Origin of the sequence: Mediterranea massiliensis, assembly GCF_900128475.1 — a bacterium.
GTDB lineage: Bacteria > Bacteroidota > Bacteroidia > Bacteroidales > Bacteroidaceae > Bacteroides > Bacteroides massiliensis_E.
The window spans coordinates 663,349-680,253 of sequence record NZ_LT635838.1; the positions used below are offsets into that span (position 1 = coordinate 663,349).

General features: G+C 45.8%; 14 protein-coding genes. 1 reads left to right on the forward strand and 13 read right to left on the reverse strand.

Features of this window, described 5'->3' with window-relative positions; genetic code table 11:
- Positions 1-250 precede the first annotated feature (250 nt).
- The 10 genes from tnpC to BQ7483_RS18190 form a co-directional block, all read right to left on the reverse strand.
- Positions 251-2,029, reverse strand: coding sequence for an IS66 family transposase (gene tnpC, locus BQ7483_RS12660; RefSeq protein WP_072544388.1), 1,779 nt, complete (start codon positions 2,027-2,029; stop codon positions 251-253).
- A 66-nt stretch (positions 2,030-2,095) separates the two neighbouring features.
- On the reverse strand, positions 2,096-2,413 hold the full coding sequence (tnpB, locus tag BQ7483_RS12665) for an IS66 family insertion sequence element accessory protein TnpB (RefSeq protein ID WP_162274235.1): 318 nt from the start codon (positions 2,411-2,413) through the stop codon (positions 2,096-2,098).
- Between the two features lie 11 nt (positions 2,414-2,424).
- Positions 2,425-2,784, reverse strand: a complete 360-nt coding sequence (locus BQ7483_RS12670; RefSeq protein WP_072544386.1) for a hypothetical protein — start codon at positions 2,782-2,784, stop codon at positions 2,425-2,427.
- Positions 2,785-3,293: 509 nt separating this feature from the next.
- On the reverse strand, positions 3,294-3,539 hold the full coding sequence (locus tag BQ7483_RS12675; protein ID WP_072546134.1) for a hypothetical protein: 246 nt from the start codon (positions 3,537-3,539) through the stop codon (positions 3,294-3,296).
- A complete protein-coding gene (locus BQ7483_RS12680; protein ID WP_162274255.1) occupies positions 3,526-4,677 on the reverse strand; it encodes a glycosyltransferase family 4 protein in 1,152 nt (383 codons plus the stop codon). The genes BQ7483_RS12675 and BQ7483_RS12680 overlap by 14 nt, the downstream gene beginning before the upstream one ends.
- Before the next feature lie 4 nt (positions 4,678-4,681).
- Positions 4,682-5,962 carry a nucleotide sugar dehydrogenase gene (locus BQ7483_RS12685; RefSeq protein WP_072546136.1) on the reverse strand — a complete coding sequence of 427 codons (1,281 nt, stop codon included), beginning with the start codon at positions 5,960-5,962 and terminating at the stop codon, positions 4,682-4,684.
- Positions 5,963-6,000: 38 nt separating this feature from the next.
- Positions 6,001-6,900 carry a glycosyltransferase gene (locus tag BQ7483_RS12690; RefSeq protein WP_072546137.1) on the reverse strand — a complete coding sequence of 300 codons (900 nt, stop codon included), beginning with the start codon at positions 6,898-6,900 and terminating at the stop codon, positions 6,001-6,003.
- Between the two features lie 29 nt (positions 6,901-6,929).
- Positions 6,930-8,063: a UDP-galactopyranose mutase gene (glf, locus tag BQ7483_RS12695; protein WP_072546138.1), complete on the reverse strand. Its 1,134-nt coding sequence runs from the start codon at positions 8,061-8,063 to the stop codon at positions 6,930-6,932.
- Between the two features lie 6 nt (positions 8,064-8,069).
- The gene (locus tag BQ7483_RS12700) at positions 8,070-9,515 is read right to left on the reverse strand and encodes a flippase (protein WP_072546139.1); all 1,446 of its coding nucleotides are present in this window, start codon (positions 9,513-9,515) and stop codon (positions 8,070-8,072) included.
- Positions 9,516-9,826: 311 nt separating this feature from the next.
- Entirely contained in the window at positions 9,827-9,955 is a 129-nt protein-coding gene (locus BQ7483_RS18190) for a hypothetical protein (protein WP_262493923.1), read from the reverse strand.
- A 473-nt stretch (positions 9,956-10,428) separates the two neighbouring features.
- Between BQ7483_RS18190 and BQ7483_RS12705 the strand changes: the two genes are divergently transcribed.
- Positions 10,429-12,513 carry a VapE domain-containing protein gene (locus tag BQ7483_RS12705; RefSeq protein ID WP_072546140.1) on the forward strand — a complete coding sequence of 695 codons (2,085 nt, stop codon included), beginning with the start codon at positions 10,429-10,431 and terminating at the stop codon, positions 12,511-12,513.
- A 213-nt stretch (positions 12,514-12,726) separates the two neighbouring features.
- On the opposite strand, the gene BQ7483_RS12710 is transcribed toward BQ7483_RS12705, so the two are convergent.
- The 3 genes from BQ7483_RS12710 to BQ7483_RS12720 are packed head-to-tail and all read right to left on the reverse strand — an operon-like array spanning position 12,727 to position 16,589.
- Positions 12,727-13,848, reverse strand: coding sequence for a Wzz/FepE/Etk N-terminal domain-containing protein (locus tag BQ7483_RS12710; protein ID WP_072546141.1), 1,122 nt, complete (start codon positions 13,846-13,848; stop codon positions 12,727-12,729).
- Between the two features lie 38 nt (positions 13,849-13,886).
- Positions 13,887-16,331 carry an SLBB domain-containing protein gene (locus BQ7483_RS12715; RefSeq protein WP_072546249.1) on the reverse strand — a complete coding sequence of 815 codons (2,445 nt, stop codon included), beginning with the start codon at positions 16,329-16,331 and terminating at the stop codon, positions 13,887-13,889.
- A 39-nt stretch (positions 16,332-16,370) separates the two neighbouring features.
- The gene (locus BQ7483_RS12720; RefSeq protein WP_072546142.1) at positions 16,371-16,589 is read right to left on the reverse strand and encodes a DUF4248 domain-containing protein; all 219 of its coding nucleotides are present in this window, start codon (positions 16,587-16,589) and stop codon (positions 16,371-16,373) included.
- Positions 16,590-16,905: the final 316 nt, after the last annotated feature.

The window sequence follows — 16,905 nt, forward strand, 5'->3', positions numbered from 1 at the left end:
TATCTCCCCCATCGTAACCAATAATGCATCATAGTTTTACAGACTTCATTCTCTGTTCGCACAGATATTCAACTTTTCAGGATGACGTTCAAAAAACTTCACTAATTAATCACAACGTTAACAGTCTTTCTCAATAGTTCAAATCTAAAAATCTTCACTTACTGGTAAGCGTCCAATTTTGACGTACCCTACAGGGAAAGCCCCTTTGGGAAGCTTTCCTCTTAAAGTTTTCAAAAACCGGACTTGATTTTTAAAGTTTGTTAGTATTGATTCCGATGGTCATCGGTAGCAGATTCTCATAATCCCTACGCCCTTTGACCACCTCACGGAAAAATTTCTTTAAATAAGCCAGGGCGGAGATACCGTTGGCCCGGCAAGTAGATATCAAAGTATGATAGGCGGCTGACACATTCGCCATACGGTTGCTGCCAAAGAACAACGAGTTCTTCCGCTCACCCGCCAAGGGACGGATGAAACGCTCCGCAATGGTATTGTCGATGCTGTAGCGGCCGTCTTTCAAGTAGGCGAACAGCTGATTCCAGAAGTTCTTCAGGTAATTGACCGCCTTTTCCATCAGATCTCCACGGGGAGGATGACCCTCCGAAGTCAGCACATTCAGAAAACTGCGCATGCGGCCGATGACTTCCTTTGTCCGCAGGGAGTTCCGTTGTCGGGTTATCTCTTCAGCTGTCAGACCGGACTGGCGGTAACTGTCTTCCTGACCGTACAACCAGCCGATGTATTCCAGCATCTGTTTCGCATTCAGGTCACCGCCCTGCTCGTAGGCATACACGAACTTGGCACGCGCATGGGCCAGGCAGCAGAGATGTTCCGTGTCGTACAGCCTGTCTTCCAGATACATGTACACATTGTAGCCGTCCGACTGCAGCGCCCTGATCTGCCGGTCGCCCAAAATGTTCTTCAGGGCATCACGGCTGCGGGAACCTTCCTCATAACAATAGATGACAATCTTCTCTTCACGGTTGACCAGACACCAGATATATCTTTTACGATAACGGTCCTGTACCTTCACCTTGCACCAGGTCTCGTCGCAGTTCACGATGGCATCTTTCTCCATGGCCATATTCTTGAGCGTTTCAACCAGTCCCCTGGTAAACCCTGCACCTTTCTCAAGCCAGTTGGTCAAGGTCATGCGGCTCAGGAACATACCATGGTCGTTCAGACGGTACATCTCACGGTAATAAGGCACATCCAGCACAAAATGGTTGAAGGCCAGATGGGCCAGGAAATCAGCGGATGCATGGGTTCCCGGAACCACATCCATGTAATCGGGGCCTCCGTCTTTGGAAAGGTAGCCTTCGCAGATTCTACCGTCCGGCAGCTTGTAACGGACAACCTGATACCTGTGCTCCAGAATATAGCTCACTTGCTCGTAAGAATACTTGTGGAATGTCTTGATAATAACTGCTTCTTTCGGCAAACGGCAGAAATCGAAATCATGGCACACGGACTTATCTGCCTTCATACGTTTGTAAGACATTCCCTGGCGGTATGGCCGTTCCTGTTTACTACCGGCAGATGACGGAATGTCCGTTCCCCTCTCCTCCGAAGGAAGGTTGGGAGTGGAACTGCCGTCAAAATCTTCCTTGTCAGCTTCGCGGGAATCGGAGCCACGGTTCTTGGACGAAACCTTCTGGGTCTTGCCGTCGAAGCGGTTCTTGTCTGAAAGCTTCTTCTGTTCCTTCAAGGCGGCATTCTCCTTCCGGAGCTTTTCTATCAGCGCGTCACGATCCGACAGCATACGTTTCAGCTCATCAATCATCCTGGTTTGTGCTTGTGAGCTTTCATTCAGAGTCAGCAGCTGTTCGGTCATACGGTCGAGCTTCGCCAGAAGCCGCTCCCTTTCTGCCTTGTCAGCCTTGCGTAAGGCAAAAAGTTCGTCAAGCAACATTGATTTTTCCATGGAATTCATATCGGAATAACGGTCAGCCCAAGGTTCCGTCTCTTTTTCACGGAACCTCAGTTGTTCGGCCGAAGCCAATATCTTTTCAAATTCACGATCGTCCATGTCACTCTTTTTTATACCATAAAGATACTCATTTCCAGTGACATAAACAAATTATTTCACATTTATTTATCTGATATTCAACGAGTTGATCACAGGATCCTGTAACAGCACAACCACATCTTTCCATTGGATGCTATATACCGTTTCTTCACCCTGCCTGCATACCTGCATAAACTTATAACCCGAAGAGAAACGCTTCTCATACAGACTGAAGGAACGGCGGTCGTAAGAAAACAGCCTGACTTTCCGACGGTCCCTGGACATCACAATGAAGACTTCATCTTCTTCCGGCTCGCGGTTCAACTGCTGATGGATCACGGAAAGCACACGTTCATATTTGCAGCGCATGTCATGGAAGTTTCTCAGGTAATAAAACCTGTTCATGCCTGTAACATTCAGCATAGTCCCTCCAACTTCTCTACCAGGTCCTTCAAACCCTTGTAGCTTAAATTCCGTTGCTGGATGCGCATTCCACCCGTTATACGGATGTCTATCATGAATCTCAACGGAGGGGATGACAAGGCACCTCCCATCAATGGGGCGGAAGCTGAAAGATCCTTTTCCGGTTCTTGCTCCACCTGTTGTCCTTCTACCTGTACCGGGACAATGTGATGTCGGGTATCCTTGTACCATTTGTGAAACAGATTGTAGGGTACTTTGTTTTTCAAACAGAAGTCCTGGATGGACTCACCTTGCGGCATCGCCTCCGCTTTGTAACGGATGAACAGATGCTCAAAATCGCTGCTGCTATACATGCTTACTGGTTTTTGATTACAGCAGCGAAGATCGACTTTTTTATACTTTAGGGCAAGACGTCAAAATTGGACGCTTACCCCCTACCTACCTGATACTACGCATCACAAGACCTCATTGTACCAATATCGTCTATAAAATCTATTATATAGGAGGGCGTCTATCCACAGTTTTCAGAAGCAACTCATCAACCTAGATGAAACACCTCTAATTCTTTTCCGTCAGAATACTACAATCCGTATGTCGTACACTGAACATGACTCCTATAAAACATCCTAGAGAATTTTACTACATCAGACAATCTCTGAAAAATCTCTTGATTAAATTCTACTCTCTTCAACCCAGATATAATAGTGGTATTTCTCAAGCAAAAGGTCACTCCAAACATAATCTACACCTTCGAAATCTGTTTCCTTCGTATCGATATGTTTTCATCTTTACAGTAAGATTGTAACATGTGATTCCCTATTATTTGGATGTTGACAACCTTGGTTGTTCGAACTGAATAATCTTACCTAATTTCTCGCTCCACATTGGTGGAACCGCCATTCCATGAACCTGTGGTGTTTAACTCAATAAGTAACATAAAACTCACAAAAGCCCATGCTCTAACTGCATAATTTGTAAGATAGACACCTCCTGATAATCTACGATTTTTAACAACAATCATCGCAGAGGTATGCCTGAAGGCAATGCGTATCAAGGAGAAAAATAGTAGAGCAATCTCAGCTGATTTAACCATACTATTCTCTACCATTTGTTATTTCATCATATAATGCACAAATTTCTTCTGCATTAGCCTCTATTGTAAATTTCTTACTCGTTTTTACTGCGTTATCAATCATACAACTATATGATTCATAATTCTTTACAACTTCATCTATGCAGTTTGCCAAATCTACCACATTATTAACTTCAAAAACTAAACCATTTTGCTTGTTTACGATCAGTTCGGTATTAGCCCCCGAATTACTCACTATAGGAATCATCCCATTCCCCATGTACTCTATTGTAACTCTACCGAAGGCTTCATTTTCCGAAGCTAATATTCCAATATGACAGAATTGAGATTTTTCCACCACATTGGAAATGTATCCATAAAAGCTAACATAATCTTTCAATTTCAAATCGTCAACCATAGATAATATAGTAGCCTCATACCGTTTGTCGGAAAAGCCTCCAAATACATGTAAATGAACATTGTCTATATGATCAACATACACTACTCTATTCAAAGCCTTCAATATAACGTCAGGATGTTTCCCTTCATAAACAAGACCTATTACCGCAAGATGGAACATATTTTTCCCCTTCTCAACTATCATCTTATTACTTGTAGATACGCCATTATATATAGTGACAATCCTAGGTTTAGTTAAAAACTTAGAAAAGTAATCCCTTAATGAATTAGATACTGCGATAATAACTGTTGCACAATTATTCCATACGTAATATTGATATGCGTCCCCTAAATTAAATGAACATTTATAGTGTTCTTTTGCAAATTCCCTAAAATGCCAAACATGAGGGACCTTCATTAAACAAGAAAGATAGGCGCCAATATTGATAACACTTGAATTGGTATGGATCAAATTTATGCCTTTCTTTTTGAATTTCAAAAAAAGATAGAATGATACGAAACAATTAATAGCGGCTTTTATAAGATTCTTTATTTTGCTCAACCATCCCTTTCCTACATACATGGTTGAATATATGAAACATCTATGATACTCAATGCCCAAAGCATCAAGCTCAGAGTTAAAATCGCCTTGATGTCGAGGTACCAAGACAATAGGTGTATGATTTGTATGTGCCCTAACATATTTGAGCAGACCTAACAAAGAACGATTAGCACCTAATAACTCACTATAATGGGTCACATATAAAATTTTCATATTTTCACAACCTCCCATCAACCGTCTCCCGATCTAACACTTCTTTCACATCATACACTACACCGTTCTTGTCCTTCAAAAACTCACGAATCTCTATTTCCTTAAATTCATTATGAGCCACACATAATACCACGGCATCGAACTGGCCTTTCAGCTCGGAAAGTTTATGATTGGTAAGATCTAAGTTGTATTCATGTTTCACGTGAGCTACGTCGGCCCAGGGATCATATATAGTTATGTTATTAGTATACTCGTGTAAGGTTGAATAGATATCTACAATTTTCGTATTACGTATGTCAGGACAATTTTCCTTGAAGGTAATGCCTAAAAGCAGAATATGTGCGTCTTTCACAAGCACCCCTTTCTTGTTCATTAGTTTGATGACCTGGTGTGCTACATATTCCCCCATTCCATCGTTCAATCGACGAGCAGCAAACATTACGCGCGGCAATACCCCATACACTTGTGCCTTCTGAATCAAATAATAAGGGTCAACAGAAATACAATGCCCACCAACAAGACCCGGTTTTAGTTTAATGAAATTCCATTTGGAGGAAGCCGCTTCAATAACGTCATTGGTATCAATTCCCATTGCATTGAATATCTTAGCCAATTCATTCATAAAAGCAATATTCACATCACGCTGCGAATTTTCTATGATTTTGGAAGCCTCTGCCACTTTAATGGATGGGGCTTTATGCGTTCCATTTACAAGAACAGTATTGTACACACAATCCACAACATCCGCAATCTCAGGTGTAGATCCAGAAGTAACCTTTTTGATTTTCTCAACTGTATGTTCCTTATCACCCGGGTTAATACGTTCTGGCGAGTAACCAGCATAAAAATCTACATTAAACTTTAAACCGCTTACCCTCTCCACTACAGGTAAGCATTCTTCCTCTGTTACACCCGGATATACAGTTGATTCATACACAACAATATCTCCTTTTGATATAACTTTACCAACCGTCTCACTGGCCCCCCAAAGTGGACGAAGGTCAGGACGATTATTCTCGTCTACCGGTGTGGGAACAGCAACCACATAAAAATTGTAATCTTTTATCTCGTCCAGATTAGTTGTGCAACGGAAGCCATGCTTGTCAATTGCCTCTTGTAACAAATTATCATCCACTTCCAGAGTCGCATCATGTCCTGCATTCAGTGCATCAACCCGACTCTGATTCAGATCAAAACCGATTGTTTGAAATTTTGTTGAAAAAAGACGGGCCAAAGGAAGGCCTACATAGCCAAGCCCTATCACACAAATTTTAATTGAATTCATATTATAACTATTTCTTAATTAATCAATAACAAAAAACATCAATCCTTTTCAGGATAAACAACAACAGGATGAAAATTCACAAGAGAGAATATTGCCTTGAAGAAAATTCTTAAACGTTTTACATCAAAATGCACTATCAGCTTTGCAAACATTAAAAAAGATGATACTATCCATTTGAATTTTTCTTTCCAATTTTTATAAATTAAAGCAATGTGACCGTTATTTCTGATCTGATAAAAATAGAAATTCAATCTATTGGGATCAGTTTCTGTATAAAAGGACAAGGAGCATTGAATCTTTCTCTTATGTACCACTACACTACGACAGGCCATAAAACAATCATACTTGGATGAAATTCGTGAAGTATATTCGGTATCGTCACCCCAAATGAAATATTCTTTGTATGGTAAACCCATTTCTTTTATTGTTGCAATACTAAACAAAACTGATACAAAAGTAGCATCTACAATCTTAATCATACCGTAATCAGCTAACTCATGATAACAAGGATATCCGTTAGATGACGGGCGATTGTCCACGGTCGGGACATTCATCGGTTCTCCATCTATTCCCTTAACTCTACTGCATACAAAACCAATCTTTTCCTTCCTATAATAAGCCTCTAAAAGCTCAGCCAGTGCTTCTGGTGAGCAGATTACGTCATCATCCATTACCCAACAATAGTCATAATGCTGCTCTGCCACATATTTCATTCCGGTAAAAAAACCTCCTGCACCTCCCAAGTTCTCTTGCGTAATAGTTATTATATCACTTTGCTCATTTAACCAAGAAAGAGTATTGTCAGTTGAGCCATTATTTACAACTATAATATCAAAATTTGTATAAGTTTGTTTCCGTAAAGAAGTAATGCATTCTTTCAATAAAGATAATCTATTGTATGTAACAACTACGACAGCTACTTTTTTTGTATAATCCATAACAACACCTATTTAAAAAAGATAGATTCTTAAACTAGCCGAAATGCATTCATCACTTTCTCCACTATCGGTGCCATATCATAATATCTATACTCCGCCAATCGGCCACCGAATATTACCTTCTCCTCCTTATCAGCCAACTGTTTATATTGCTGATACAAACAGTTATTCCGTTCATCATTAACAGGATAGTACGGCTCCATACCTTCTACCCATTCTGTAGAATATTCTTTGGAAATAACTGTTTTTTGATAATCATAAACTTCCTGTCCAAACATCTCAAAATGTTTGTGCTCAATAATACGTGTATAAGGTACTTTACGTTCAGTATAGTTTACGACCGCGTTCCCTTGATAATTTGGTATATCAAGTATTTCTTCCTCAAATCGTACAGTTCGATATTCCAGTTTGCCAAAACGGTAGTCGTAATATTCATCTATCTTACCTGTAAAAACAATTTTTTCAGTAATATTTTCCCAATAGGTACGATTTGAAAAAAAATCTACTCCAGTCTTAGCTTCAATACCTTCCAGTAATCCATCAATCAATTTGTTATATCCACCGATAGGAATACCTTGGTATTTATCATTGAAATAGTTATTATCAAAAACCAATCTAACAGGCAGACGTTTAATAATAAAAGCAGGCAGTTCGGTACATTTTCGTCCCCACTGCTTTTCCGTATAACCTTTAATCAATTGTTCATAAATATCTTCGCCAATTAGCATTTGGGCCTGTTCCTCCAGATTGCGGGGCTCTGTTACCCCATCAGCCTTCATCTTTGCCACTATTGCAGCTTTCTGCCCTTCAATCTTTGCCATCGCTTCAGCTGGTGTAGTGACACCCCACATCTGATAGAAAGTATTCATATTAAAAGGCAGATTGTAAAGCTTACCTTGATAGTTAGCGACAGGAGAATTGGTATAGCGATTGAATTCCACTATGGAATTGACAAAATCCCAAACTTGCTTATTGGAGGTATGGAAAATATGCGCGCCATACTTATGTACATTAATCCCTTCTATGTTCTCACAATAGATATTACCGCCTAAATGCGAACGTTTGTCTATCACCAAGCACTTCTTACCTTCTTTATGGGCAAGATGGGCAAAAGTGGCCCCGTACAGCCCAGAACCAACTATCAGAAAATCGTATTGTTTCATAAAAAATTAGTGTTTTATCAACTTAAAAACGTATTGTAATACTTCACCGAACAACGAATCTTTCATTATCCACAATACGCCTACATAAACACATCCTCCAACAAGCGTAGAAAGAATTAGTAACAACAGAACGTTATTTAGCAACAAAGTCAGAGGAAATACCACAATTGCCATCACAAACGAAGCTATCAAATAATTTGCATTGCCCCTTTCGAAAAGTGAAAAAGGAATATAACGGTATCCCCACCAAATCTGTATCAACAGTACAGTTAATTCTGCTATGAAAGTAGAAATAGCTGCTCCCGTATATGACCAATATGGAATAAGTAATAAATTAAGTATCAGATTAATAACAGCTCCACCTACTGTACTCCAAATAACCAAATTTTCTTTGCCCAATGGATAAAGAATTTGGATACCAAACACATTACTCAAACCTATAAATATGATAATCGGAGCTGTCCATGCAAGAACCGATGCAGCATTCGCAAATTCCGGACCTCCAAAAAGAATTACAATCGGTGATGCCAATAGAATCAAACCAAATGTAGAGGGAAAGGAAAGAGCCAGCACCAGACGATATGACTTACGAGTAACAGCCGCAAATTCATCCATGCGCCCATTTTCAACCAAATTAGAACAGCGAGGAAGCAACACCACACCTAATGACGCCACAACAGTCAACACGATGTGGGAAATTTTATTACCTGCCGTATAATAGCCTACAGCACTGTCACCCTTCATAAAACCAAGCATTACTGTATTCAAATTCAAATATATACTCGTAACCAGATTGAATACAAAAATATGAAGCGAGGGCTTTAGATGTCTCCATACCTGCAAACGATTCCATGGGATTTGTTCTAAAGCAATATATTTACGAAGATGGATGAAATTGATGATGTTATTACCCACCGTAGATCCTACTATAACGAAAGCATATATCAACAAATCATCTTTCGTCTTGACAAATAGGAATAAGGCCATAGCCGCCAAAAGACGGAATATTACTGCCCGTACAGTAATAAATTTGAAATCTTCTATCGCCTGAAAAAACCAGTTTACACCCAGACTCGTAAATAGTATAGTCAAGCTCAACACATAGAACAAGGCCAGTTGGGAATGAATTTGAGGAATAAATTCCCCCAATATCCAGACAATGACATACCCACCTAAACATAAAATAAGGCTGAGCAGGGTTATCTCTACTGTAACCGTGTTTCGTTTGACAATATCATCACGGTATTTCGCCACTTCACGGACTGCATACATCGGAATACCCAGACTGGTAAGTAACACAATGTAGGCAACAATCGACTGAAGAAAGTTTACAGCACCGATACCGTCCGGCAACAATACACGTGCGGCATATGGGAACGTAATAACTGGAAAGACAATTCCAGTTATCGTATTCAAAAAATTAAAAACTACGTTCGCTTTTAAGGATGCCATAATAAATAGTTATTGTTTCGATTCAAAAGAAATTGATGATTAATAGTTAATAATGAATGATTAATGCCCCACGAGAAAAAAACTCGGGCTACACTTCGTACCACTAAGGGAATTACATCACAAGTTGCCACCCTGCCACCCCTCTCTACACACTTTCTCACGCGCGCGGGGGAGAGACAGTGTTAAATGCGTTAACACTCAGGTGGATATATACGTTCTATATAAAATGTCCGGTTTTCAGCATGCCAGGGTGTCAAGGCCGGGCGGAGAACAGGAACGGTTCGCACCGTTCCTGCCTTGCATGGACAGCATCAGTCACAACGGGACCGGCAATCAGCCTCCAGACTGCGGTAAAGCTCGCGGAGGAACTGACCGAGGGGCAGCTCACGACTGCCGGCACACACCGGTACGTAGAGCCGCAACACGACATAGTAGGGCATGAGGCGGGTTTCGACCCTTTTTTTACCCGTTTATAGGTCGACAGCGAAAGCCCTGTCTGCGTGGCAACCTCTTCGTTAGTCAGCGTACGCCCGTCCACAGGGACCAGACGTTGCAACAGCTGAATGTATTCGCCCAGATGGACGTGAATTTCAGTTTTTTTATTCATACAAAATCTCTTTTAAATTTTGAGTTCAATTGGATTTTGTACGCAACAGCTCTGCTAACGGATGTTAAGTAAGTTAATTTTTAACGGAATCAGTTCACACGTGCGGACCGACAGACTTGGCCGATTCACACAAAATTCGCTCCTTTACAGAGAGGAACAGTATGGATCCCGCATCAAGTGCGGGATGACAACCTGAATGCATCAAGCGCGGGATGACAACCAACATGCATCCGGTGCGGAATGACACATCGGGAAAAGGCCTCAATGTGTTATGATACAAAATTATTCACTTTAAAATCTGATAGGATGAAAAATCAAATTCTCAGCCTGTTTCAAGGCTACACGGACCTGCGTCCGACAAACACTACCCTGTCCAACCTGGCCGAACAAATCCGTACGGACGAACAGCTGAAGGCCTATACGGACAAACACCGGTACTACCTGAACCAGGAACAGGCCAAAGCGGCCGCAAGCATCAAGGCGACCTGCCCCTGCTTCGCCGTGTCGGTGCACTTCGACGGCGGAAAGCGCAAGGAGCACATCGACGGCTGGACGCACCTGTGCCTGGCGGACTTTGACCATATCGGCACCGGCAGCCTGGCGGACTGCCTGCGACGGGTGCGCGAGGACCCGCATACGCTGCTGGCCTATACCACCATCAGCGGGGAGGGGCTGCGCATCATCGCGGCCTATGAAGCGGCCGGGGACTACACGCCACGCTCGGAACAGGAGCTGCACGTGCTGGCCTTCCGGCAGATGAACGAGCATTACGCCCGCCTGACGGGACTGCCCTATGACGAGAAGTGCAAGAACTGCACCCGGCTGAGCGGACTGGCGCACGACCCGGAGGCGTACTTCCAACCGGCAGCTACGCCGTTCATCATCGCAAAGCCACGGCCGGAAGAACATCCGGCCCGGCTGAAGGCGCAGCGGATGAAGCTGCGCCGCCTGGTGGAGGCGGCGGAACGGGTGCTGGCCGACGAGGGCGTGGCCTACACGGCCCACCACCACAACGAATACATCATGCGCATGGGCTACCTGCTCAATGCCTACGGGGCCGACCGGGAGGCGGCTACCGACTGGGCGGTGAAGCACTTTGCCGACTACGACGGCGACGTGGCCGCCATACTGCGCTCGTGCTACCAGCGCACCGACGAACACGGCACGCGCGCTCCCGAAACGGACAACCGCCGCAAGCGGACGGCCGACAGCCCGGGAAAAGCCACCGTGGACGTCATCGAAGCCTTCCTGACCCGGCAGGGACGCTTCCGCAAGAACACGGTGACGGGAAAATATGAGTTCGCTCCCGAGGGAACGGAGGATTTCTGTGACCTGACGGACCGCGAGGTGAACTCGCTGTGGCGACGCCTGTGCAAGGAGGAAGCCCCCGCCCGCAAACAGGACGTGCAGACCGTCATCGAATCGGACTTCGTGGAGCTGTACAACCCCTTCCGCGAATATGTGGACGCCCTGCCCGCCTGGGACGGCACCACCGACTACATCGGCCGGCTGGCTGCCGCCGTACACGTCAGGGAGGACGGCGACCTCTTTGTCCGCTTCTTCAAGAAATGGCTCGTGGCAATGCTGGCCTCGCTGCTCGACGAGGAGACAGTGAACCACGAGATACTGGTGCTCATCGGCCGCCAGGGCATCTACAAGACCACCTGGCTGAACAACCTGCTGCCGCCCGAGCTGCGCCGCTACTTCTACCTGAAGTCCAACAGCCGCAACATCACGCGCGACGACCTGCTGACGCTCTCGGAGTTTGCCCTGGTGTGCCTCGAGGAGCTGGACGAGATGGAGAGCAAGGAGCTGAACCAGCTGAAGGCGCTCACCACCATGCGCCACGTGAGCGAACGGGCGGCCTATGCCCGCTACAAGGAGGTGCGGCCCCACATTGCCAGCTTCTGCGGCACGAGCAACAACCGCCAGTTCCTGAACGACCTGAGTGGCAACCGCCGCTGGATGCCTTTCGAGGTGGAGAGCATCGACAGCCCCTACGACCATCCGGTGGACTACCGGCACGTCTATGCCCAGGCATATGCCCTGATCCGCCGCGACTTTCCCTACTGGCTGGACGACGACGAGATACGGGCACTGAACCAGCACAACCGCCACTTCGAAGTGCCCTGCCTGGAACAGGAGCTCATCCTGACGCACTACCGCCGCCCGATGGAGGGCGAGACCTGCCTCTTCGTGACGAACGCGCAGATACTGGCGCGCATCAACGCGGGCCTGCGCCACAAGCTGAGTCCCGTGAAAATCGGGATGGTGATGACGCAGGAAGGCTTCCAGCAGATCCGCGTCAGCGGCAAGCGGGGCTACCGCGTCGTCGAGCTGACGGGCGACGAAATCTACCGGAACCAGCAGGCGATGGGGAGGTTTGCTTAATGAAGAATGAAGAACGAAGAATGGAGAATTCTAAAAACGGGATCCTTCACGATGTTCAGGATGACAGGTACTTCATTTTCAATTTCCCATGATCCATTATCATGTTCCTAAAGTCCATAGTTAGTGCGCTAATGTACATAGTTAGCGCGCTAAAGTAGGTAGTTAGCGCACGAAAGTAGGTAGTTAGCACACGAAAGTAGCTGATATCGGACTTTACTCCTCTTCTTTCTTTTTCCGGAATCCGGCCAGCAAATCACGGGCAAAGAGTATCCAGCCTACGGAACCGACACCGGCCAGGAAGACGAAGCCAATGAGAATCATGGGCTTGGAGGGCTTGGAGGCACGAAGAGGAACTGTAGCCTCCTGCACCACGGCATAAACAGGGGTACTCTCCTGCACCTTGGCTTTGGCCAACTGAAGTTGCTGGGCTGTCTGGTTATACAGATTATAAGCCAGATTCATCTCGTTCTGGAGACGTTCCTGACGGGTCTGTACACTGAGAAAAGACAAATTCTGGTTCATGTCCACAAAATCGGCGTAAGCCTGCTGAGCCTCATAATACTTCTGACGAGCCTCATCGTACAATTGCTGGGCGAATTCCAAATCGCCCCGTGCCTTGCTGGTGCGATAGTCCGTAATATATTGCTGAAGACGGTCCATCACCGTATCTGTCAACGTAGCAGCGATGAGAGGGTCCTGCATGGTGACCGACAAGGTTATCATATAGGTTTTCTTGTCTACGGATACGACAATACGCCGTCCCAAAGCCCCGACAATGCCCGCCTCCTCATGGGTCAGATGAAAAGGATTGACCGCAGCAGCAGACAGCGTATCAGCCTTTTCCTCACGGAAAAGCGAAAGCCCCCAGCCCAAACATCTGGAAGGGAAACCGATAACAGCACGCCACCAGGGGGCGCGTTGATAATCCTTCAGATATTCATACAAACTTATTTGCAGCGAATCGTCCATTCTGCGAAGAGGAACGGAAAACAGACTCGTGGAAAATCTCACCGAAGAGACGATGTCCGGGTAAAAATTAGGATTGATCGCATCGCGTGTATTGTTGGTCTGCAAATTGATGCCAGCAATACTGGCCAAACTACTCAGGCTACCGAGTGAAGAACTTCCTCTGGAGAACTCCGGAGCCAGCGTGACGGTAGCCGTATATTCTTTGGGAATGCTGAAGGCTACGACAAGAGCTACCAGTACGGCAATGCCGCAAGACTTAAAGATCAATTTACGACCGGCCCATACCCGGGCGATCAATGCCAGCAAATCAATTTCCTGTTCCCCTGATTTCGGAGTGACAGGATTCTGTCCTTGATTGGTTTCCATATGTTGTCAAACAAATATCAAATGAATAATGGGACTTTCTACTTCAACAAACTGGAAATAGTGGCGGCCATCGTACCCAAGGAAGCGGCCGAAGTGGTAAGAGATACAATCTCGGCAATGCTCATGCCCTTGCGTTCCTTCTTGGTGGGCACAATAATTTGGCATCCGGGTTCTATCTGCCCGCTCTTGAACCGCTTGATACGGGTGACAGTACCGTTCATACGAACCACATAGGCACTTCGCTTTTTGGCCATTCTGCCATAACCGCCGGCCTGGTCGATGTAATAGGACTTGGGCTTGCCGGCTATGTACGTGACCGTATTGGGGAACTGGACTTCTCCCGTAATCTTGACCGTACTGACATATTCGGGAATATATAAATAGTCTCCTTCGCGCAGCACCACATCGTAATCGGAACCGGGATTGGCCAACGCCTTGTCCAATTCGATACCCACCGTATACAAATCACTCAGACGAAGTTTTGCTACAGACACGGAATCGCTGCCGGCATTCATCAAAGCCATATCGAGGGCTGCCTGACGCTGAACACGTTCCTCTTCGTTCATCTTCCGGATGAGACGACCGCCCCGTACGTAGGCTTCAGAAGTAAGCCCTCCCGCACGCTTTACCAAATCGGAAAGCCGCTCATTCTTACGCGTCAGCGTATAGCCTCCGGCAAAAACCGCCTCACCGGCAATGGTAACACGACGCTGTATCTGATAACCGGGACTGCGGCGCACTTCAACAACATCATAAGGCTCCAGCACAAAACCGGGGGTACCGTCGATGACAAATCCTTCCTTGACAGCGAAGGTGAAAACTTGAGCTGTCTCCTTACCCACTTGCAAACTCTTGGGGTCTCGAAGACGACGGGAGATGTCTACACGTACCGTAGAAGCACTCTCGAGCAGACCTCCGGCCTGTACCAACAAATCTTCCAGGGTCGTGTTTTCAGCAAAGGGGTAAATGCCCGGGCGAGTCACCTCGCCTTCAATGGTTAAAGCACCCTGAGCCTGAAGTTCCTGAATACTGGGGATACTGAGCACGTCTTCGCGCTGCAAAGGGATATCCGGCAAACGGCCGCTCATCACGCCAGCCAGATCGACGGCTATCACTTCATGCGTAAGATCCTCGCGTTCGCGCGTAAGAATAACGCGTGAACAAAAGGCATCGCCCGTCAGCCCCTCGGCCCGGGTAACCAGATCTTTGACGGTTTGGAGGGTTCCACCCAACTCATACATTCCAGGGCGGTAAACGGCTCCCTCAATCTCGACACGATTGGCAAAACGGTCCAGAACAGCACCGACAGACACCGAATCGCCATCGGCCAGCATCCAGGTAGGATAAGAAGTGTCTACCACACTATAAATGCTGTTTTCGCGCCCACTGCGACGCACGACTGTAACTTCCTTGCGATAAGCATCGCCGGCAAAACCACCGGCATAACCAATTAAGGCGGCCAAAGGCTCATCCTGCTTCATCTCATAGAACATGGGGCGCTTGACTTTCCCCTGAATCTGCACCAACTGATCATAAGGCGGTACTAAAATGACATCCCCTTCTTCCAGACGGACGTCGTCATTGAGGGCCCCCTTCATCAGATAAGCATAAATATCGACGGTAGCTACCTGCCGGCCGGCACGCATCACACGGATGCCACGCAACGAACCAATGTCGGATACACCACCTGCCCGGTAAAGAGCATGGAAAACGGTTGAAAAGGAAGACAGACGATAAGTGCCGGGCACGGTAACTTCACCCATGACATTGACTTGAATGGTACGAATCTGTCCCAACGTAACCCGAACCTGCGATTCAGGATTTTCACCGGAAATGCCGGCATATTTACGGGAAAGGACCTCACGAATCTTATCGGCAGCCTGGGATATCGTAAGACCACTCAGATAAACAGGTCCTATCTGACTGATCATGATATTACCCTCTGGAGTAATTTCCTGACGAATAGTAGTTTCATTGGCACCCCAGATATCAACAATCACCTCATCACCAGGGCCCAAACGATAATTGACAGGAGTCGCCATATTTTCGTTAGGCTCGAAAGTAAGTTGACGATTGGTAAACAAATTATGTCCATAAATACGACGCTCGGGAGGAAGCTGTTCTTGCACTTGGGTTGAATCAGCAAAAATTTGCATCCAGGTATCCGTGCTATCCTCTGCTGCCGTTGTCATGAAATTCTCTACCAGACGGCGCTCCCTTAAACGGCTGTTCACACGGGGAGTAGGATCATTGGGATTGGCCTGCTGGCTTTTGTCGTAGTTTTCCTTTATACGCTGCAACTGCTCACGGGTAACGCCTCTGGAAACAAGCATCTTACCAATTTCCTCATCACTTTTTCCTGCGGTCTTTTGTTCTTTTACCAAAGCTATCACCTGATCGTCACTGATCTGCTGGGCATACAAAGATGCCGACAAACTAAAAAGGAGGAATGTCAATCCTAAAATACGAAAAAAAATCTTCATGAAGTAAAGTATCAATTATTTATCTGTTTATTTACAAAACTAAGGTTCCCCAATCGCCTCGACAATCATGCGGACATGCACGGGCATGTAGACGCGGGCATGCGGATTGCAGCCGGCGGCCCGAAGGCGTTCGCGCAGGTGGGGATAATAGTCAATCCAGCTCTGCAGCTTGCGATGGGCCACTTGCGGATTGAGCGTGGGAAAGTAACACTGGGCCAGCTCGGTGCGGCCATAGGCACGGATGGTAAATGCTTCCATAGGATGAATTCTGATTTTGTCTTTACTGACGTAAAGATACTGAAAATCAGGCAGAATACCATACACCGGAGCAACTATAATCAACGATAATCAACTTTAATCCATCCTAACCTACCCTTACCGACCGTTACGGACTTCCCAGGGGGAGGAGGTTGTATCTTTGTAACGTTCACCACGAAGGAAACTGAGCTTTCACCACAGATTACACTGATCACACAGATTTGCTCAAATATCATCAGTTGATTGCTTAACACAATCTGTGTAAATCTGCGTAATCTGCGGTTCAGAAAATACGCTGTGAAACTCTGTGTACTCT

Bases quoted from the DNA above. Each gene is read 5' to 3' on its own strand.
- tnpC (WP_072544388.1), bottom strand. From the start codon at position 2,029: ATGGACGATCGTGAATTTGAAAAGATATTGGCTTCGGCCGAACAACTG.
- tnpB (WP_162274235.1), bottom strand. From the start codon at position 2,413: ATGAACAGGTTTTATTACCTGAGAAACTTCCATGACATGCGCTGCAAA.
- BQ7483_RS12670 (WP_072544386.1), bottom strand. From the start codon at position 2,784: ATGTATAGCAGCAGCGATTTTGAGCATCTGTTCATCCGTTACAAAGCG.
- BQ7483_RS12675 (WP_072546134.1), bottom strand. From the start codon at position 3,539: ATGGTAGAGAATAGTATGGTTAAATCAGCTGAGATTGCTCTACTATTT.
- BQ7483_RS12680 (WP_162274255.1), bottom strand. From the start codon at position 4,677: ATGAAAATTTTATATGTGACCCATTATAGTGAGTTATTAGGTGCTAAT.
- BQ7483_RS12685 (WP_072546136.1), bottom strand. From the start codon at position 5,962: ATGAATTCAATTAAAATTTGTGTGATAGGGCTTGGCTATGTAGGCCTT.
- BQ7483_RS12690 (WP_072546137.1), bottom strand. From the start codon at position 6,900: ATGGATTATACAAAAAAAGTAGCTGTCGTAGTTGTTACATACAATAGA.
- glf (WP_072546138.1), bottom strand. From the start codon at position 8,063: ATGAAACAATACGATTTTCTGATAGTTGGTTCTGGGCTGTACGGGGCC.
- BQ7483_RS12700 (WP_072546139.1), bottom strand. From the start codon at position 9,515: ATGGCATCCTTAAAAGCGAACGTAGTTTTTAATTTTTTGAATACGATA.
- BQ7483_RS18190 (WP_262493923.1), bottom strand. From the start codon at position 9,955: ATGCCCTACTATGTCGTGTTGCGGCTCTACGTACCGGTGTGTGCCGGC.
- BQ7483_RS12705 (WP_072546140.1), top strand. From the start codon at position 10,429: ATGAAAAATCAAATTCTCAGCCTGTTTCAAGGCTACACGGACCTGCGT.
- BQ7483_RS12710 (WP_072546141.1), bottom strand. From the start codon at position 13,848: ATGGAAACCAATCAAGGACAGAATCCTGTCACTCCGAAATCAGGGGAA.
- BQ7483_RS12715 (WP_072546249.1), bottom strand. From the start codon at position 16,331: ATGAAGATTTTTTTTCGTATTTTAGGATTGACATTCCTCCTTTTTAGT.
- BQ7483_RS12720 (WP_072546142.1), bottom strand. From the start codon at position 16,589: ATGGAAGCATTTACCATCCGTGCCTATGGCCGCACCGAGCTGGCCCAG.